This is a genomic window from Pseudomonas sp. TE6288, assembly GCF_054062095.1.
On sequence record NZ_JBSSEW010000002.1, the window covers coordinates 287,830 to 307,011 of the forward strand.

At 55.8% G+C, this 19,182-nt stretch carries 14 protein-coding genes; 5 read left to right on the top strand and 9 right to left on the bottom strand.

Going from position 1 to position 19,182, the window contains the following annotated elements:
- Positions 1-410 precede the first annotated feature (410 nt).
- Complete coding sequence (locus tag ACVWY1_RS03125) at positions 411-797, bottom strand: hypothetical protein (RefSeq protein WP_457377780.1); 387 nt, start codon at positions 795-797, stop codon at positions 411-413.
- A 323-nt stretch (positions 798-1,120) separates the two neighbouring features.
- Here ACVWY1_RS03125 and ACVWY1_RS03130 point away from each other — a divergent pair, with 323 nt between their 5' ends.
- Entirely contained in the window at positions 1,121-4,099 is a 2,979-nt protein-coding gene (locus ACVWY1_RS03130; RefSeq protein WP_457377763.1) for a TrlF family AAA-like ATPase, read from the top strand.
- Between the two features lie 277 nt (positions 4,100-4,376).
- Positions 4,377-5,426 (top strand): DUF5677 domain-containing protein, encoded by a 1,050-nt coding sequence (locus tag ACVWY1_RS03135; protein WP_457377764.1) that lies wholly within the window; start codon positions 4,377-4,379, stop codon positions 5,424-5,426.
- Between the two features lie 68 nt (positions 5,427-5,494).
- On the opposite strand, the gene ACVWY1_RS03140 is transcribed toward ACVWY1_RS03135, so the two are convergent.
- Genes ACVWY1_RS03140 through ACVWY1_RS03155 form a run of 4 tightly spaced genes read right to left on the bottom strand, consistent with a single transcriptional unit; the run spans position 5,495 to position 8,623 of the window.
- Entirely contained in the window at positions 5,495-5,908 is a 414-nt protein-coding gene (locus tag ACVWY1_RS03140; RefSeq protein WP_457377765.1) for a hypothetical protein, read from the bottom strand.
- Positions 5,909-5,932: 24 nt separating this feature from the next.
- Positions 5,933-6,373, bottom strand: a complete 441-nt coding sequence (locus tag ACVWY1_RS03145) for a cyclophilin-like fold protein (RefSeq protein WP_104926633.1) — start codon at positions 6,371-6,373, stop codon at positions 5,933-5,935.
- On the bottom strand, positions 6,370-7,581 hold the full coding sequence (locus ACVWY1_RS03150; RefSeq protein ID WP_104926634.1) for an MFS transporter: 1,212 nt from the start codon (positions 7,579-7,581) through the stop codon (positions 6,370-6,372). The genes ACVWY1_RS03145 and ACVWY1_RS03150 overlap by 4 nt, the downstream gene beginning before the upstream one ends.
- 13 nt (positions 7,582-7,594) lie before the next feature.
- Entirely contained in the window at positions 7,595-8,623 is a 1,029-nt protein-coding gene (locus ACVWY1_RS03155) for an alpha/beta hydrolase (RefSeq protein WP_457377766.1), read from the bottom strand.
- Between the two features lie 176 nt (positions 8,624-8,799).
- Here ACVWY1_RS03155 and ACVWY1_RS03160 point away from each other — a divergent pair, with 176 nt between their 5' ends.
- Positions 8,800-9,693: a LysR family transcriptional regulator gene (locus tag ACVWY1_RS03160; RefSeq protein ID WP_104926636.1), complete on the top strand. Its 894-nt coding sequence runs from the start codon at positions 8,800-8,802 to the stop codon at positions 9,691-9,693.
- 130 nt (positions 9,694-9,823) lie between these two features.
- Here the strand turns inward: ACVWY1_RS03160 and ACVWY1_RS03165 are convergent, their stop codons facing one another.
- Positions 9,824-10,444: a tyrosine-type recombinase/integrase gene (locus ACVWY1_RS03165; protein ID WP_457377767.1), complete on the bottom strand. Its 621-nt coding sequence runs from the start codon at positions 10,442-10,444 to the stop codon at positions 9,824-9,826.
- A gap of 244 nt (positions 10,445-10,688) precedes the next feature.
- Positions 10,689-11,240 (bottom strand): TetR/AcrR family transcriptional regulator, encoded by a 552-nt coding sequence (locus ACVWY1_RS03170; protein ID WP_104926637.1) that lies wholly within the window; start codon positions 11,238-11,240, stop codon positions 10,689-10,691.
- A 528-nt stretch (positions 11,241-11,768) separates the two neighbouring features.
- Between ACVWY1_RS03170 and ACVWY1_RS03175 the strand changes: the two genes are divergently transcribed.
- Positions 11,769-12,920, top strand: coding sequence for an MFS transporter (locus tag ACVWY1_RS03175; protein ID WP_104926638.1), 1,152 nt, complete (start codon positions 11,769-11,771; stop codon positions 12,918-12,920).
- A gap of 609 nt (positions 12,921-13,529) precedes the next feature.
- Positions 13,530-13,775 (top strand): hypothetical protein, encoded by a 246-nt coding sequence (locus ACVWY1_RS03180; RefSeq protein ID WP_033733270.1) that lies wholly within the window; start codon positions 13,530-13,532, stop codon positions 13,773-13,775.
- Between the two features lie 226 nt (positions 13,776-14,001).
- Here the strand turns inward: ACVWY1_RS03180 and ACVWY1_RS03185 are convergent, their stop codons facing one another.
- Complete coding sequence (locus ACVWY1_RS03185; protein ID WP_028614250.1) at positions 14,002-15,117, bottom strand: HD-GYP domain-containing protein; 1,116 nt, start codon at positions 15,115-15,117, stop codon at positions 14,002-14,004.
- Complete coding sequence (locus ACVWY1_RS03190; RefSeq protein WP_028614249.1) at positions 15,110-19,051, bottom strand: response regulator; 3,942 nt, start codon at positions 19,049-19,051, stop codon at positions 15,110-15,112. The genes ACVWY1_RS03185 and ACVWY1_RS03190 overlap by 8 nt, the downstream gene beginning before the upstream one ends.
- Positions 19,052-19,182 lie beyond the last annotated feature (131 nt).

Sequence of the window (19,182 nt, forward strand, 5' to 3'; positions counted from 1 at the left end):
TGGCCCTGTCGAACAGCACGCCAATCGGATAAAGGGTGTGCCTGTACATGACATCATGATCGAAAATCCCGCGAAAAGCTCTGAGGTCTCCTCGCTTCAGTGCATTCAGCTCGAAATCGGTGATCTCCAGATACCGAGACTCGTTTTTTACTATCCCGCATAGCTCATTGTTTCTTAGTATGGTCGAGGCAAAGTATTCCTCATCGAAAGGTTCTGTGACCGGTGAGTTTTTCGGTAGCAAGTAACGCACTCTTGAGAAATGTGAGCGGGGGATAGTACATCAGTGACTTCCGAAACGGTTTGGAGCACCTCATCAGGGCCTCTGCATCCGCTTCGACGGATCTACATGCTAGCCGCCCCGCTTGGATTCGAGAATGGCCTGCTACCCGCGGAGCCTTCGTAGCCCTTGATCAGCTATGCCACTGGAGGTGATCGATCCGCTTGTAGGTTTCGTAAAGAGTGATGAGGTCTCCTTTCGACATCACCTCTAGCGGTGAACGACCGTCGAAGAAGTCATTGTCGTTCTTCAAGGAAGGAAATCCCTTTACGTTGGACTGGTTATCAAATGTATTCCTTAAGGCGGCGTGGATGTTCAGCACCAGGCTGACACGCTGCAACTGGTCAATATCGAGGCGCATCATGGCGTCAGGGTGACGGGAGATACGCTTCTTCGAAGATGGCGAGATGCGGAGGATGCTACATACCTGATCATGAGTGGCATTCCACTCCTCGAGGACGCGCAGCGCCGTTTTTAAGCCCACTGCCTGCTGATCATCGGTGAGCTTCACGCTTGAGATCACCACTGAAAACCACCTTTATTTTTCGCCAATGCCGCTCGGGACCATGGTGCGTGTCGCTAGGACGCCAGACCCAACCCACGATCTGCGCATCGCAATCCACAGCATAAGCTACTCGATCGTTTGCTCACCAGTCCGGCTCATCTGGCAAGCGACTAGGCGGAGCATCATGCGGGCGAGGACGTAGCGGTGCTTCGTTAACGCCTGCCTCGGTCGCCCATCGAAGCGCTATCAAATAGCCATATGAAATACCCCTGGCTCTCGATTAAGCTCCGACAAAACCTTCGCGGTCCAGGTACGGATATGGCAATGGGGGGCTTCAGATGATTAGCAGGGGATCTGAATGGCATCGGTGGGAGCCGCACATCCACGCTCCTGGTACGGTGCTTAATAATCGGTTTGGCTCAAACGACCCTTGGGAGGCCTACCTCAGTTCGCTGGAGGGGCTGCAGCCGGCAGTCGAGGCGATCGCCGTGACTGACTACTACGTCACGGATACTTATGAGGAAGTCCTCAAGCACAAGGCGGCTGGTCGATTGCCGGGTGTTCAGCTCATCTTCCCCAACATTGAGCTTCGCTTGGACGTGTTCGCCAAAACGGGCTATGTGAATCTTCACCTCCTCGTCAGCCCTGAAGATCCCAATCACGTAGCCGAGATCAAGCGCATCCTCAAGCGGCTCCAGTTCCAAGCCTTTGGTGACCGCTTCGACTGCACGCGAGAAGAGCTGATCAAGCTCGGTAAGTGCGCAGACGCCTCGATCGTGGATGACCTTGCGGCGTTGCGGCATGGGGCGACCCAGTTCAAAGTCAATTTTGACCAGCTGCGCAAGGTGTTGGGAGAAAGCGACTGGGCCAAGAAAAATACGTTGGTAGCTGTGGCAGGTAATGCGAGTGACGGTACTTCTGGGGTTCGACAGGCTGCCGACACAACCCTGCGGCAAGAAATCGAAAAATTCGCGCACATCATTTTTTCCAGCCACCCAGCCCAGCGGGAATTCTGGCTCGGCCAGCGACCTGCCATGACGGCCGAGGATTTGCGCCATCGTTATGACGGGTGCAAGCCATGCCTTCACGGCAGCGATTCACATGACCAGAAATCAATTGGGCAGCCTGTTGATAACCGCTTCTCGTGGATCAAAGGTGCGCTGGATTTTGACGCTCTCCGACAAGCCTGCATCGACCCAGAGGGGCGCGCTTACGTAGGAGAGCTGCCGCCCCGATCTGCACTGCCATCTCAGGTAATTTCACATGTGAGGATAAACAACGCGGACTGGGCTGCTACGCCAGATATTCCGCTCAATCCAGGTTTGGTGGCTATCATTGGCGCGCGAGGGTCGGGGAAGACGGCGTTGGCCGATATTATCGCTGCTGGCTGCGATGCCATCAGCCAAGAGAGTTGGGATGCAGACGAGAATAGCAGCGCATCGTTTCTGGCTCGTGCTCGGAGGTTGATCGGCAATGCTTCTACAACCCTTACCTGGGGAGGTGGGGCGTCGGTTGAGCGTGCATTGGATGGGCGGGATGCAAACGGGCATATGGCCTTCCCACGGGCTCGCTACCTCTCACAGCAGTTCGTCGAAGAGCTGTGCTCCGCGAAGGGCATGTCAGACGGCCTGGTTGATGAGATTCAGAGGGTCATCTTTGATTCCCATAGCCCCGATAGTCGCGATGGGGCGATTGACTTCGAACAACTCCGTGAACAGCTGACAATTCGTTTCCAGCAGGCGAGGGACCGGGAGGCTGCTGCGATAGACGATATCTCGGAGCGGATCGCCACCGAGTTTGAGAAAGAGAGCTCGGTTGCCCCGCTTAGCTCTCAGGTTGCCCAAAAGAAACTGCAGATCGAAGGATACTCTGTCGACTTGGCAAAACTCGTGGTCAAGGGCACAGAGGCCCATGCGACACGGCATGCTCAGCTTAGCGTGGCTGCGGAGGCGATGCGGGGTCGGATCCAGGCCTACAGCAGCCAGCGGCGGACTTTCGTGGCGCTGCAGGACGAGGTCAAAAGCATGCGAGCTACTGGGGCGCCTGAAATGCTCCGCCAAGTCCAAGCCAGACATACCAACAGTGGTTTGGGCCAAGAGCAATGGGAACAGTTTCTCCTGATCTACAAAGGGGATGTCGATCAGAGTCTTGCCGGTTATATCCAGTGGTCTGATCAGGAGATCACCAAACTACGAGGAGTTCCACCAGTGCCTGGTGATCCTCTAGTCCCGTTGATTGCCGACACCGTGGATCTTGCAACGCTTCCTCTGGCGCCGATCGCTGCTGAAATGGCTCGGCTCGAAACTCTGTTCAGTGCCGATAAGCTCATACAAGAGCAGTTCAAGGCGTTGACCGAACGTATCACCCAAGAAAATGCAACGCTCAAGACGCTGGAAACCAGGCTGACAGATGCTCAAGGGGCGGAAGGTCGCCGTAAAGCATTGCAGGTTGAGCGCAGTGACACTTACGGTCGGGTGTTCGAGGCGATTATCAATGAGCAAAACGCCTTGGCCGAGCTCTACGCCCCGTTGATGGCCCGCCTGGGAGCATCCTCAGGAACGCTGAAAAAACTAGGTATATCGGTTCGTCGGACCGCCGATGTCGCCACTTGGGGTGAATTTGGTGAAGAGAAGCTGCTTGATCGACGAAAGTCAGGGCCGTTCAACGGGCGCGGCTCGCTGATCACTGCTGCTACGAAGGATCTCAAAGCAGTTTGGGAAAGTGGTTCGTCTCAGGAAATTCAGATTGCGATGGCTGCCTTTATGGACAAGTACCGAAAGCACTTCATTGAGCATGCTCCGGTTGCGCAAGCACAGCAGGCGGAGTTTCGCGCATGGTCCAAGCAGTTCGCTACCTGGCTGTACAGCACTGACCACATGACTGTCAGTTACGAGATCCTATATGACGGTATCGATATCAGAAAGCTTTCGCCTGGGACGCGTGGGATCGTGCTGCTACTGCTGTATCTCGCTCTCGATGATGCGGATGATCGTCCCCTCATCATCGACCAGCCGGAGGAAAACCTCGACCCCAAATCGGTCTTTGATGAGTTGGTCTCGCTCTTCATCGCGGCAAAAGCGAAACGTCAGGTAATCATGGTGACGCACAATGCCAACCTGGTGATCAACACTGACGCTGATCAGATCATAGTGGCATCCTCGGGGCCCAATACTCCGGGTGGTTTACCGCCTATCTCGTATGTTTCGGGAGGGCTTGAGAGCTGTGAAGTCCGGACAGCAGTGTGTGAGATCCTGGAAGGTGGTGATACCGCTTTCCAGGAGCGTGCCAGACGATTGCGGGTACGCTTGGAAAGGTAGGGTCAGGCGTGGCAAGTGTTTATCGACGATTCCTTGCCACGCACGCACCGCGAAACTCTGGCGGTTATCGAATCGTCGTTTGAACTCCTGGCTCCAGCGCCTAAACGCTGGCACCTGAGATTGAATGAAGTCTTACCCAAACTGTTGATCTGGCCCAAATAACGGCAATGCAACATCATCAAGCACATGTTCGGCTAGCTGAAAGAGAATCGTCGGATAGTGACACAAAAACTTGATCCATCAATATCTTGCTCGCATGATAACGGTAAAATAGAATATGAAAATCCTTGAAGACGAACTTAATAGAACCATCAAAGACTTAATCTCCTCCGCCAAGACAGAGGAAGAGGCTGAATTTTTAGTAAACCAAATTCCAGAAAAGATTAATGAAATTCTGGAAAGCACAACCAAAAGCTTACTTAAGTCAGTAAAGCTGGATGCCTATCAAGGTGGCCTTGAAGAGCAGAGAAAAATTTACGAAGAGTTCAAGGTACGCAACTATATTCGTTGGAAGGACGGCTTTGATGCATTTGAACTATTAATTTCCCTCTGCATAGAGGCGGGTAGCGACCTAAACGAAGAGATGCGCCCCCACGCAGCCGCAACAGGAAATCTGCTATTTGACATTCAGACAAGGTTACATGCTAAAGCCTGTTTAATTGCAAGAGAGATTTTTTGCTTATTGACTAATGGCTTTGCTGATGCCGCGCACTCACGCTGGCGGGCGCTACATGAAGTAACGGTAACAGCTATGTTCTTGGCTAAGTCTGGGCCAGAAATTGCAGTAAGATATAGTCACCACGAATTTGTGGATTCGTACAAGGGTGCTAACCAACACAGAAAATATGCTCCTCGCTTGAAAGCAGAAACGATAAGCGATGAAGATTTAGCCAGCTTAAAATCCAGCTACGATGAAATCATTTCTCTTTATGGCGCAGAATTTGCGAAGCCATATGGTTGGGCAGACCAAGCGCTAGGCAAAAAAAATGTTAACTTTTCGGATCTAGAACTAGCAGTTGCACTAGATCACTGGAGGCCGTACTACAAGTGGGCAAGCCAGAACATTCACGCAGGTGTTAAAACCATTAGAACCTCGCTGGGAACAACCGATACAACCGACGACCTTTTGTTGGTCGGCTCGAGCGACTCTGGAATGGCTGACCCTGGTCACTCCGCTGCTATTTCGCTAAGCCAAATAACTCTAACCTTGCTGGCTATTTCACCAAACGTCGACAATACCGTCATGATGAAAATGATATCAATCCTATCCACTGAAGTTGGTGAAGCTTTTCTGAAAGCTCACAAAGCAGCAAAAAATAATAGCTAGCGGACAAGGGCCTACGCGGGCCCAACTTTTTGTACTCAAACTGACATCATACTGTCGGCACGGCTAGGTCAGCCAGCCTGAGTCTCAGGTGAAGTCACCTCGTACTGACCTTCGATCTCGGTGGGTGCGTTTGAAGGGTCGTTCGCCGGCACAGGACTGATCCAGTTTCTGACCGGTTCCAGATACTCCAGAACTCCAATCTGCAGACTGCCCCTGAACCCATTAATGGATGATTCGTATTCCAAGAAATCGATTGCCGTTTCATCAATTTCTGATCGTCTGCTGCCGAAGACGTGGATTGGCTTATAGTCATCGCTCACCGGGTCTCCCTCGTAGTTATCGACGAGCAGGCGAACCTTGTCGGTCAACACAAGCCATTGGAGCGCGTGCTCCGAGCTGATTGAAGAAGCGATGGCGCGACTGACCGCAATCGACCCATAGCTGCCGTTCGTGGAGGACAGCAAACGGCTTGTATCAGACACTCATCAGGTCTAGCGATGCACCACCTAGTCCATAGAGAAGTGAACGGACACATTCCCCTTCCCCAGAGTCTCGATAAGCTGATCGGGGCTATCAACTCGTCCCAGGTGGGAGTAGGCGTAGATTGACTCAAACGTTTGGTAGAAGATCACCAGCGTATCGTTGCCGTATAGCATCAGATCTCCATTGCGGATGGTGCCAGGCCTCGCCGCACGGGTAGGAAGCCGCTGCGGCAAGGTCGCGTACTTCTCATTGGCGTTGAGTTCGGTCATGTCCAGAGTCAAGGGCAATAACTGAGCGAGTGCCCGTGCGCTTTCATTATCGTCCAAGGTAATAGCGAAGCGCTTGTCACCAATGGTCATCCACATAAGTTTCTCCTTCGGCTTAGGCGCCGCAATTACGTAGCCACTGAGCATCAGCAGCAGGCAGAGCCAGATGCCCGCACGGCACAAATGCAGGCTGATCATGGAGAATCCTGACTTCGGCCTGGTTGTACACGCATGGCCATGAGTGTCATAGCCGCACCAATCAATAGAATGGCCGCACTGGTAGTAAAGGTGCTCTGGTAGCCGCTGTGGTCAAACAGCCAGCCCCCCAACATCGAACCCGAGGCGATGGCAAATTGCACCACTGCCACCATCAACCCACCACCGGCCTCGGCGTCGTTGGGCATCGCCTGAGCGACCCAGCTCCACCAGCCCACAGGCGCTGCCGTGGCCATCAGTCCCCACAGGCCCAGCAGGATCGCCACCGGCACTACTGCGCTGCCAACTGGGATCAGCGAGAGGGCAATCACCGCCATCAGCAGCGGAATAGCTATCAACGTGCGGTACAGTCCCTTCTTCAGCAGGGCGCCGATCAACAACGTCCCCCCCAAGCCGGCAACGCCAATCACCAGCAAGAGCAGCGACAGCATTGTGGCGTCAACCTTCGTCACCGTTTCCAGGAACGGCCTGAGGTAGGTGAACAGCGCGAACTGCCCCATGAAGAAGGCGCCGCAAGCCGCGATGCCGAAGGACACCGAACGAGTCCCAAGCAGCCTGAAAACGTTGGCCGCACCTCGCTTGCGCACCTGGGCCGGCATGCTGGGCAGGCTGAACCATTGCCAGACCAGTGCGATGACCGCTACCGGCACCAGGCAGAGAAACGCGCCGCGCCAGCCGACCACCGACCCCAGATAGCTGCCTAGTGGCGCCGCGATCACCGTGGCCAGCGCATTACCGCCGTTGAAAACAGCCAGCGCCTTGGGCACCTGATCATCTGGCACCAGGCGCATCGCCGTTGCCGCTGACATAGACCAGAATCCGCCGATGACAACACCAATCAACGCTCGTCCGACCATGTAGAGGGTGAAGCTCGGTGCGAGCGCTACAACAGCGCCGGATATCGCCATAAGGCTCGTAAGGATAAGAAGGAGCGTTTTGCGATCCATGCTTCTGGCTAGCCAGGTGATCGACAGGCTGGTCAGCACGGCAAAGGCACCGGAGATCGCGATGCCTTGCCCTGCCGCTCCTTCGCTGACATGCAGATCGACTGCCAACGGTGTCAGCAGACTGACAGGCATGAACTCCGAGGCGATCAGGGCAAAGACGCAGAGCGTCATCGCCAACACCCCGCCCCAGTGACTAGGGCGGGACAGTGGCTGGTCAGCGTGAACAGTAAATGAGGTATTCATGGTGCCCACCGGATCACTTCAGGCCGTTTTGGAAGAACTGGGTGAGCTTTTCGAAAGGAATGAGTTTCACCCGGTCATACAGGTCGACGTGTCCGGCGCTGGGGACGATGTAGAGTTCCTTGGGCTCACCAGCCAGGCGGAATGCCTCCTCACTGAATTCGCGCGAATGGGCGTTCTCGCCAGCGATGAACAGCATCGGGCGAGGGGAGATGGTCTCGATATCCGCGAACGGATAGAAGTTCATGAACTTGATGTTGCTCGTCAGCGTTGGGTGGGTGGTCAGCTCGGAGCTGGAACCTGCCGGCGTGTACTCACCACGAGGCGTGCGGTAGAAGTCGAAGAACTCGCGCTGGATCGGATTGGTATCGTCCCTCAGCTCGTGCACGGTGCCGCTGGTGTACTGAGTCTTGCCGCCGGCGAACTCCACATAGCGCTGCTCGGCTGCTGCTGAGATTGCTTGCTTGCGTTGCTCCAGAGTTTGCGAATGCTTGAGGCCGTTGCGATTGGCGGCGCCCATGTCATACATGCTGACCGTTGCGATAGCCTTCATTCGCGGATCGATCTTGGCCGCACTTATCGCGAAGCTGCCGCTGCCACAGATGCCCAGCACGCCGATGCGCTGCCGATCTACGAACGCCCGAGTTCCGAGATAATCGACAGCCGCACTGAAGTCTTCTGCGTAGAGGTCTGGGAGAACGGCGTTACGTGGGCTGCCCTCGCTCTCGCCCCAGAACGACAGATCTAACGCCAGGGTCACGAAGCCTCGCTCCGCCAGTTTCTGGGCGTACAGGGTGGAACTCTGCTCCTTAACCGCGCCCATGGGATGGCCAACAATGATTGCCGGGCTTCGGGCGGTCATACCTACTCCTTTAGGGATGAAGAGGTTGCCCACGACCTTCATTTGGTACTGGTTCTTGAAGGCGACCTTCTCCATGGTCACCTTGTCGCTCTTGAAAAAATTGTCTGCACCGTTGGACATATCGGCTCCGAGGGCTGTGACCGAGCTGAGCAGAAGGCCCAGGGCTACAAGGAGTTTCTTCATTGGGTCATCTCTCACGGGTTGAAGATCGATCGTCGAGTGTTCTGACGATTGCTTGGGCCGCTCGCGTGCAAAACACACGAGGGCCTAGAGCATTGTCGTGAAAGATTGAGACTTTGATTAGCTAATTAATGCTAAAAGCCGCTATAACCTCTGCTACTGAATAAGAGGATTGACGCATGCCTCGGCACAATTTCAACGACCTGCAAGCCTTCGTGACGGTGGCTCGCGAAGGCAGTTTCACCCGCGCGGCAGCACACCTGGGTGTAACCCAATCTGCGGTAAGTCAGGTTGTGTCAGCGTTGGAGGCGCGGTTGCAGATTCGCCTGCTTACACGCACCACTCGCAGTGTTTCGCTGACGGCGGCGGGTGAACGCCTCATGCATACCATCGGCCACCGTTTCGATGAGATCGAAGCCGAGCTAGATGCGCTGACCGAATTGCGGGACAAGCCGGCGGGCAAGATTCGTATTACCTGTGGCGACAACATCATCAAGACGACCTTGCTGCCCAAGCTGATACCCCTTCTGGCGACCTATCCAGACATCAAGCTCGAATTCGATATCAACTACGGCTTCCGAGATATCGTGGCTGACCGCTTCGATGCCGGGGTGCGGTTTGGCGGTACCGTAGCGCAAGACATGATCGCCATGCCGATCGGCGGCGATCTGCGTATGGCCGTGGTTGCCGCCCCCAGCTATTTCACTGAACATCCCACACCCAAGCATCCTAACGACCTTGCTTCGCATAGGTGTATCGACATCCGTTTTCCCACCTACGGGGGAGTGGAGGCATGGGAGTTCGAGCGCAAAGGCAAGAAATTGAGGGTGAGGGTTGACGGGCAACTGGTGTTCAACACCACCACCCATATCGCTGACGCAGCAGTCGGAGGCCTGGGCATCGCCTACCTGCCCGAAGACGAGTTTTTCCCTTACCTTGAAGAGGGCCGATTGATCCGGGTACTGGAGGACTGGTGCGAGCCTTATTCTGGCTATCACCTCTACTACCCCAGCCGCAGACAACCTTCCCCGGCCTTCGCTCTTGTACTTGAGGCGTTGCGTTTGACGAAGTAGATGCGTAAGTGACGGGAGCAGCTCCACATCATTGTCCGATATGTCCGCTTATGGCCGACATATTCCCTCAAACGAACGGCAGCTTTGGGTCGGTTAGCGACGGTCTGCCCTTGACCGTCGCTTTGGATGGTCAGACCTCCGTCTGCTCTGCCATCTCCAAGGCATCGTCGACCTCAATCCCCAGATATCTGACGGTGCTTTCAAGCTTCGTATGGCCAAGCAAGAGTTGGACTGCCCTCAGATTCTTGGTTCTACGATAGATCAACGAGGCCTTCGTTCGCCGCAGCGTGTGGGTGCCGTACAGCGCCGGATCAAGGCCAATGGCTGTCACCCAGGCTTTCACTATTCGAGCGTATTGCCTGGTGGAGAGATGATCTGAACCGTGTAGCCGGCTCGGAAACAGACAGTCCTCGCTACGGAGATGAGCCTGATGCATCCAGGCTTCCAAAGCCATACGGGTTTGCTCGGTGATCTCAAATTGCACTGGATGGTGAGTTTTCTGCTGCATCACGATCGCTCGTGACGACACATGCTCTCCATGGGCTACGTCCCGTACACGAAGCTTGGTTAAGTCGCAGGCTCGCAGCTTGCTGTCGATTGCCAAGTTGAACAACGCCAGATCCCAAGATTTCTCCGCGATCTGGAGCCTTACCCGGATGGCCCAGATATCTCTGAGTCGGAGCGGAGCTTTCTGCCCGACTAGCTTTCCCTTGTTCCATGGGCGATGGGTGTAGATAGCAGCGGTTTTCATGGGTTGTCCTCCGCGTTAGGGGAGAACAAGGGTGAACTCGATACGGTGGACGGTCGCTAACCGACCCAGAGCGGACGTTCATACCCTTACAAGAAACGCAGCAACGGCGTCGGTTTACATCCCGCAGCGAGAGCGGCAACCTCTTTCAATCATCAGGCAGGACGTTACCGTGCCGCTTATACCTACGTAGTTTGGATATGCTGGCCAGATAACGCTTTATTTTTCTGTCTGCAAACAATGACTATTACAAATCGGATAGCCTGGCTATCATTTTGTAAGCGTCTTCACGAGCAATGGGGATTACCGATCGATGAAGAATGACTCCTTCAATCAGAGCATCTAACGCGACTGCTGACAAGGGGGAGAAAAAGAGTTCGAGTGATCCTCTGATTTCAAGCATCCAGTCTTTCATAACATTCTTCATTACAGAGTTACGACCCGCGAAAATATAGAGCTCGCAAGTCAGCTGGATCGTTCTAGTGCCGAATGTGAATCTTTCAAAGATAACATCCACGATCGCATTGCAAGCGTCTTCTTTAGTCTTTGCTTTTCGAATTGCTGCTGCAAATCGAGTAGATACGCATTGAGCCAACAGCTGGAATGCCTCCAGCAGCAGCTCCTGCATGCTCGGGAAGTAGTGTGTAAGTGAACCGAGAGGCACGCCCGACAGTTCGGAAATCTTTCGGTACGTTGTGCATACAACCCCGTGCAGTTCGATGCAGTCTAGGGTTGCCTTGAGGATATTCTCCCTACGATGAGGGTCTTGCTGCCAAGTCTTCCGTTTCTCGTTCGTCATGCATACTCCTATCTCTGCCAGCTGACATTAGCATAGGGCAAGAAATCGTACAACCGTACGATTTCATTGACCTCGATCAGCGCTCGCAGTAGGATAGAAATCGTACATCTGTACGGTTTCTTGCGCTGGGCAAGAGCCCGAAACAAATAGCTAGTGGGTCAGGAAATTTTTTGGATGAACACATTGACCGGTGTTATTGATGATTGTTTGTATGACGCGAAGTTCGACGAATCGATTATTGGCTTGAGGAAGTAGGCGAAGACACTTTGCAGTCAGTTCAACGCCAAAACGCCCTATGAAGACTTTCTCTGGTCACAACTCATCAATGCTATTTTTGATGGTTGCGCGATGAACGGTAGCTAAGATGTCGGCGAAAAATTCGGCTACTCATCTGGCGTCCTTACTAGCTAGCTCTACCTGGGAAAGGCTCTAGCTCTCTAGGTCGCACGCGTCAGCAAAAATTTTATTACCGATCTGAACCATAAGTTACGGGCTTAGTGTCCGCTTGCGAACTACAGGCTTTATTAGATGAATAGTACGGAACGAGCTTTTTTTACCTCTCATACGCTTTCCGCCTCCAGATATGCTTTCTTCCTCGCGGGATCTTGCATGGGCGCATGGGCACCTTTGGTTCCATTTGCTAAGGAAAGGGCGCAGATAGGTGAGGCGGAATTAGGCCTGCTCCTCTTGGGCCTTGGTACCGGATCAATGTGCATGATGCCGTTTGTGGCCCGTTTAGCGAATCGAATTGGCTGCAGGAGAACTGTCTATCTTGCAAGCGCTGTTACCGCTGTTGCCCTTGTTGGTCTGGCAACTGCCACTTCATATTGGGCACTCTTGTTTTTTTTGTTTATTTTTGGGGCCGCCATCGGTACAGCCGATGTAAACATGAATCTTCAAGGCTCGCTTGTCGAGCGTCACCACGGCAAGCAGATGATGTCTGGCTTTCATGGCCTGGCCAGCGTCGGCAACATTTTCGGCGCCGGCACGGTAAGCCTCCTGCTCTGGTTAGGCCTCAATCCTGTACAGTCAATACTTACATTAGCTCTTGGATTAGGCGTGGTGCTCTTATCTCTTGGTCGTCACATGCTCCCGTTCGCGGAGCTAGAGGGAGCGCCGGCTAAGATGAAGCCAACCAGGCTAGTGTTGCTACTGGCGGGGCTGTGCTTCATCGCTTTTCTGGTTGAAGGTTCTATGCTCGACTGGAGTGCTGTCTATTTGACTTCAAACCGGGACGTGGATTCTGATATTGCGGGCATCGGGTATGCCGCGTTTTCGGTGACCATGGCAGTAGGGAGGCTGTCAGGTGATTGGATCGTCAGCAAAGTCGGGTCGCGAACAGTGCTACTGATAGGAAGTTTGTTGGCTATGGGCGGCATGGCGTTGGCGGTGGGCATCGACCACTGGATTGTTTCGGTTTGGGGGTTCGTGCTCGTCGGATTAGGAATCTCGAATCTCGTTCCGATATTTTGCTCCGCGGCCGGGCATCAGACTGTAATGCCCGTGGCTCAAGCGCTGGCGATAGTCAATGCGATCGGCTACCTAGGCATACTGATGGGGCCGGCTGCGATTGGATTGATCGCTCATGCGACGTCCCTAAGCTTCTCTTTGCTCTTCACCTCAGCGTTACTGATCCTCGTCCTCTGCGGCGCTAAGATCGCATCAGACAAACAGCATTGAGTCTGGCAGGTAATGGCCGCCTCGGGGGCACAGGTGCCGATCACTTTTATTTTTGCTGGAAACGAACCTGTTGCCGCGCTGGAGGGGTGGAGATTCTCTCGCCCTGCGCCTTTCGCACAAAGCTCCATAAGCGCCAAATGTATTGTCCGCAAAGAATGAGGCAATGCTGGCCGCTGTGAGTGGCCGCTATGGGTCGAAAGCGGCCAGTCGCGATGACTGCTATCGACCCACAGCTGCCCTTCGCGACGGGCAGAAATCGGCCAATAGCAGTCATTGCTTACCCGATTGTCGCAGCTCGAAAGATTGCCGGGGCTGAACCCAATGCAATTCTGAGCAGCTTGTCCTACCTGGGTGAGATGACGTCCGAGGAATTCGGCAAACCGGATGCCGCGCGCGTCGGCTAGTTCGCGTTACCAATAACGCCGCTTATGTTCAAAAGGCCCCTACACTTGAAGCCAGTGTGGGGGCTTTTTTGTGGGCCGGTGAAAACCAGCCCCCCCTGCGCTTGTAGACCAACCCCCACAGCGGTGGTTTTACGCAGTGACCGCTAATTCGATCAGGAAGCGCCTTCCTGGCGTTATCCCTCACCTCAACAATAATGGTGAAAGAATGAGCGTCGTATTCTCGCGCAATGGTGTCAGCATGCCCGATCTGGTCCGCACCAAACTCGCCAATCACCTGGCACGCCTCGGCCGCCCAGCAGATGTGCCTGCCTTTGCACTGGCCGAAGAGCGCGCAGAAGGTTTTGTGGAGGGGGTGGAAGCCGCACATGCGCTAACCCCCGCTTCGATTGAGGGGTTGTTTATCGCCGTTGAAGACGCCGCCGCACGCCGGCGGCGGGATCTGGCGCCATGAATGGTGAAGCGATCCAGTCAGACACCTTGAGCGCTTTGGTCAGCCAGCACGCGATCCGCGAAACGGTGGTGGGCCGCGTGGCGTGGATAACCACGAACCATAACGGACGTTCAGGCAGATGTGATGCCAAATAATAGATGGAGTTTGCATTGCCTCTAGAGGGCATTTCAAAACCTCAAAAAAATGACCAAAAGCCCTTGGCATTGATTTCACGGCGATGCGTTGATTAGCCATCCTGACCGCGATCAGCAAAACGCACAGCGATAGCCTGGAATTGCTCATGGTTGGCCAGGAAAACCTCGCAAATATCTGGATCGAAATGCGTAGCACATCCCTGGCGGATTATCTCCAGCGCCTGATCGTGTGACATGCCTTTCTTGTATACGCGTCGGCTAATCAACGCGTCATAGACATCCGCCAATGCCATGAGCCTGGCGCTGATGGGGATGTCATCGGCACTCAGCCCATCGGGATAACCGGTACCGTCCCACTTCTCGTGGTGGCTGTAGGCGATCTCCTTGGCCAGGCGCAGAAATCCCACCGAGGTGCCCAACTGCTCTTCGGCATGCCGGATTGCATCGCGTCCCAGTACCGTATGGGTCTTCATCGTCTCGAACTCTTCCGGCGTGAGGCGCCCCGGCTTGAGCAGTATGTCATCGGGTATGCCGATCTTGCCGATGTCATGCAACGGGGCTGACTTAAACAGCAGGCGGATACTTTCCTCATTGAGAAACTGCTGGAACCTCGGATGTTCGCGAAGCAGCTCGGCCAGTAGTCTGACGTAGTGCTGAGTTCGTCGAATGTGGTTACCCGTCTCATTGTCGCGGGTTTCGGCCAGCGAGGTCATGGCCTGAATGGTCACATCCTGGATAGCGATGACCTCGGCGGTGCGGCGCTGGACTTCCTGCTCAAGGTAAGCCTTCTGATCACGCAAAAAGTCGGCGGCCGCCTTGATCTTCAATTGGGTTTCCACCCGTGCCAGCACGATGGGTGGGTTGATCGGCTTGGTGATGTAGTCCACGGCGCCCATCTGCAAACCCAGGATCTCGTCTTCCATTGTCGCCATGGCGGTGATGAAGATGATCGGGATATGAGCGGTGCGCGGATCGCGCTTGAGCTGCTCTGCCACCTCATACCCCGACAGATCAGGCATCATGATGTCGAGCAGAATCAGATCCGGGCGAGGCTCCTGCACCGCTGCCTTCAGCGCGCGCTCACCGCTGATGGCCACCCGCATGCGGTAGATGTCCTTCAGCAGGCCATTGATCAGCGTAATGTTCTCCGGCGTATCATCGACAATGAGGATGATCGGGGGAAGTGGGTAGTTTAGCGTTTCACTCATGATGTTCCCTCCAGCACGGGGTATCGCGGGCCGTCGATGCACGTTTGAGGGTTAGCCGTGCGGCCTCGAAGTCAAAGTTGTTCACCTCATTCATCAACTGCTCGAAACTGTCCTGGCCGAGTGCTCCGCGCAACGAATCCGCATACTGTTCCATATAATCCGGCGCTGCTCCGTCATTGGCCTCCAGCAGGTGGATGAGCGCTATGGCATGCTGTGCACAGTCGACGCTCGATACCACCGCCGGTGCTGCCTGGCCGCTACCCAGCGCTTGACGGATTGCATGCACGGCCAGCGAGAGCGCCTCGATCAATTCATTCACCAATGCGTCCGACTCAGCGTGTGCCCCGATCGCGGTTTCCAGCTTACCGGCCATGGCTTGCAGGCCGCTGAAACCGAGGTTGCCTGCAACGCCTTTCACGGTGTGGGCCATTCGCTCGGCCGTCGCCCGATCACCCGCACGTAGCGCGTTCCTCAGCGCTTGCCCTTCCATAGCCCTGCGGTCGGCAAATTGACCCAGCAGCTTGATGTATAGCTGGCGATTGCCCGCCACTCGCCTCAGTCCGTCGGCGCTATCTAGCCCTGGAATGTCCGGTAGGCGCTCCTCGCCCGATGCGGCGCTGGACGGCTCCACTGCCGCCGACCGAGGTACGACCCAGCGCAGAACCGTGGCGATGAGTGCTTGCGGATCCACGGGCTTGGTCACATGGTCGACCATGCCCGCCTCGATACAGCGCTCCCGGTCCTCGACCCTGGCATGTGCGGTCATAGCAATCACCGGGATCTGTGCGCAGTGAGGCCCGACGCGAATACGCCGGGTCGTCTCGAGACCATCCATCTGCGGCATCTGTACGTCCATCAGCACCGCGTCGTATTGCGCTGCAGCCAACATCGACAGCGCCTCGCAGCCGTTGCCGGCAACTTCCACCAGGGCACCGGCAGCCTCGAGAAGCTCCCTGGCAATCTGTTGGTTGATTTCGTTGTCCTCCGCGACGAGCAGGCGCACTCCGGCGAGCACCTTCGCCTGCGCAATGGGTACGGTTAGCGCCACCACGCCCGTTTGCGGCGCGAATAAGTTGACCAGTACCTCTACCAGCGAGGACTGGTTGACCGGCTTGACCAGGAACGCGCGAATGCCGGCCGCTTGCCCAGCGGCGTGCATTTCGTCATGCCCAAATGCACTGACCATGATGGCGTACAGTGCAGGCTGCAGGCCAAGCGCCCGGCGCGTCGTCTCGATGCCATCCATCTCTGGCATTTGCCAATCCACCAATAGCACCCGGAACGGGTCGTCGGCCGCAGCACCGCGAAGGCTCTCCAGAGCAGCCTCGCCTGACGCCACCGCGACCGGCGAAAGCCCCGCTACGAGAAGCATGTCGGAAAGGATCTGGCGCGCGTCGGCATTGTCATCGACGACCAGGACGCGCGCTCCGGCGAGCTCCGCAGGGACAATCTGGCGCTGCGTACGCATGTGCTGGTCAAGACCAAGCCAGACACTGAAAGAGAACGTGCTGCCGTTGCCCGGTTCTGAGTCAACCGCGATCGTTCCGCCCATCAACTCGACGATGCGCTTCGAGATGGCAAGGCCCAGGCCGGTACCACCGAATTGTCGCGTGGTGGAGCTATCGGCTTGGGCAAAGGCCTCAAAGAGTCGCCCGGTTTGCTCGGGAGTCATGCCGATACCGGTATCGCGGACACGAACCTGCAGTTGAACTTTGTCGCCGGTGCGGCCCAGGTTGCGAACCACGACCGTAACCTGCCCCTGTTCGGTGAATTTCACTGCGTTGCCTACCAGGTTCAGGATGACCTGGCCCAGACGCAGCGGATCTCCAAGCAGCGTCTCGGGAACGTCCGACGCCCGGTCGAACAGCAGCTCAATGGCCTTGTCGTAGGCCTTTTGCGCAATCAGCGAGGACACGTTGTCTAGCACTGCGTCTATCTCAAATGGCACTACCTCGACGCTAAGCTTGCCGGCCTCGATCTTGGAGAAGTCGAGGATGTCGTTGATGATGCCAAGCAGCGAAGTGCCCGCGTTGTGGATTTTCGAGACATAATCGCGCTGCCGCTGGTCCAGCGAAGTCTTCAGCGCAAGGTAAGACATGCCGATGATCGCATTCATGGGCGTGCGGATTTCGTGACTCATGTTTGCAAGGAAGTCGCTTTTTGCCCGCGTCGCCTCTTCAGCAATCTCCTTCGCCCGCTGCTGCGCGTGCTCTGCTGCCTTGCGCTCGGTGATGTCCTGCAGCCAGCCGAGCAGCCCTTGCTCCCCCTGGATCTGGATTGGCAGGTAGGTGACAAGTATGGTGCGTTCGCGCCCCTGCCGGTCACGCATCGGTACTTCTTGGTCCTTTGCGATGCCGTCGTCCGTGAGGCGTTCGACGATGGCTTCGCGATCATGCTCATTCGCGTAAATCTGCGAAGCAGCGTCACCGACGCCTACGCCGAACGTTTCACAGAAGCGGGGGTTGGCGAAGCGGATCACGCCCTGGGTAGAAAAGGCTATGTTGATTGGACTCGTATCGAGGATTGCCTGCAGCCGCGCGCGTTCTTCGCTAAGCGCCACTGCTGCCGCATGATGATCCGTGACATCGCGCACCCAACTGGCGACCAGGGTCTCACCGTGGATTGTCACGAATGATGCACCGACCAGAACCCAGAGAATTGATCCATTTTTGTGCAGCAGGCGGGTCTCGAAGTTTTCGACCTTGCCATTTCGTGTCAGCAGTTCGAGGAAGCGCTCGCGCTCCTCAGGGTCGACATACAGGCTCGTGGCGTTGCGCCCGAGCAGGTCCTCGCTGACATAACCGGTCGCCTGTGAAAAGCGTTGGCTTACTTCCCTGACAGCTCCGTTCCGATCTGCCAGCACCAGGCTGGCGGGGCTGGTATCCATGAGCGCGCGGGTGAAAGCCTCGCGCTCGGCTAGCTCTGCGGCAACGCGCTTGCGCTCGTCTACTTCCCGGTTGAGGCGTCGGTTCCAGGCCAGCATGGCGCCGAGCAACAGCAGGACCGCGACCAAGCTCGGGATCGCCCATCTCATTACGGTTTTAATATCGAGGCCGTCCTCGTTGAGGGACTCCTCGAACAGCCGGTATTCCATGAGCGATACGCGATAGTACCGCCGCCAGCTCGCATCGAGCGGCGAATCAATGCGATTGCTGGACTGGAAGAACTGCTCCAGCGCTCGTGCGAGATCCGGCGCGTTGCGCGCAACACCCCACCCAACGCTGGTCGCTTCGCTGACCGGAAACGCAATGGAGAGACGTTCGGGATCTTCACGGGCCCAGCGCAGCGCGCTTTCACTACCCAACACCGTGAAATCCACCTTCGCATCGGCTACCAGTTTCACAGCCTGCTCGGTTGGCGCATAGACGATTCTGACCGGCTGACTGGATAGAGGACCGCGGTTGGCTTCATCGATCCACTGCTCGTAGCCCGTACCCTTCTGCACTGCCGCCGTCAGACCGAGCAGATCAGACACCTCGTTGCCAAGGGACTGGTTGGAGCGATGGGCGATGACCAGGTTGCGTACCCGGTAATAGGGCACGAGCAACATCTTCGTTTCGCGCCAAGGGACGATCTGCAAGTCATTTGGATAAAGATCGCAGCGGCCGTCGGCGAGTAGCTTCGGGTCGTAGCTTGCCTCGCGTACGGTCTCGCCCCGATCGTCGTGAAACTGCGCATCGAAACTCGGCAGTTCCGTTACCTGTGGGCGTAAACCGAGTGACCGCGCGAACGCCTCCGCGTTAGTCCGGTAGAAGGAAGCGCTTGAGCCAGCCACGCATATGCGCAGGACGCCGCTTTCCCGAATCTGGGACAGCGTACGTGCTTCCACGCATGGCATGCCCAACACCAACAAGCCTCCCAGTGCAAGCAACGCTCCCAAGCGCGGCTCTGTTTTCAAAATGCTCCTGCTGGTAGGTAATTGCTCACGATCCAACTCGACATATCCTTGTGAACGCCCTTGCAAGAGCTTGTCCGCCGTTCTGCACTGGTATTATAGGTTTTGGAGTGTAGGCATACGCTGCAGCAAGCGCCAGCAACAAAAACTGGGCCAGCTAGCAACCTCCC

Bases quoted from the DNA above. Each gene is read 5' to 3' on its own strand.
- ACVWY1_RS03130 (WP_457377763.1), top strand. From the start codon at position 1,121: ATGATTAGCAGGGGATCTGAATGGCATCGGTGGGAGCCGCACATCCAC.
- ACVWY1_RS03135 (WP_457377764.1), top strand. From the start codon at position 4,377: ATGAAAATCCTTGAAGACGAACTTAATAGAACCATCAAAGACTTAATC.
- ACVWY1_RS03145 (WP_104926633.1), bottom strand. From the start codon at position 6,373: ATGATCAGCCTGCATTTGTGCCGTGCGGGCATCTGGCTCTGCCTGCTG.
- ACVWY1_RS03150 (WP_104926634.1), bottom strand. From the start codon at position 7,581: ATGAATACCTCATTTACTGTTCACGCTGACCAGCCACTGTCCCGCCCT.
- ACVWY1_RS03155 (WP_457377766.1), bottom strand. From the start codon at position 8,623: ATGAAGAAACTCCTTGTAGCCCTGGGCCTTCTGCTCAGCTCGGTCACA.
- ACVWY1_RS03160 (WP_104926636.1), top strand. From the start codon at position 8,800: ATGCCTCGGCACAATTTCAACGACCTGCAAGCCTTCGTGACGGTGGCT.
- ACVWY1_RS03165 (WP_457377767.1), bottom strand. From the start codon at position 10,444: ATGAAAACCGCTGCTATCTACACCCATCGCCCATGGAACAAGGGAAAG.
- ACVWY1_RS03170 (WP_104926637.1), bottom strand. From the start codon at position 11,240: ATGACGAACGAGAAACGGAAGACTTGGCAGCAAGACCCTCATCGTAGG.
- ACVWY1_RS03175 (WP_104926638.1), top strand. From the start codon at position 11,769: ATGAATAGTACGGAACGAGCTTTTTTTACCTCTCATACGCTTTCCGCC.
- ACVWY1_RS03180 (WP_033733270.1), top strand. From the start codon at position 13,530: ATGAGCGTCGTATTCTCGCGCAATGGTGTCAGCATGCCCGATCTGGTC.
- ACVWY1_RS03185 (WP_028614250.1), bottom strand. From the start codon at position 15,117: ATGAGTGAAACGCTAAACTACCCACTTCCCCCGATCATCCTCATTGTC.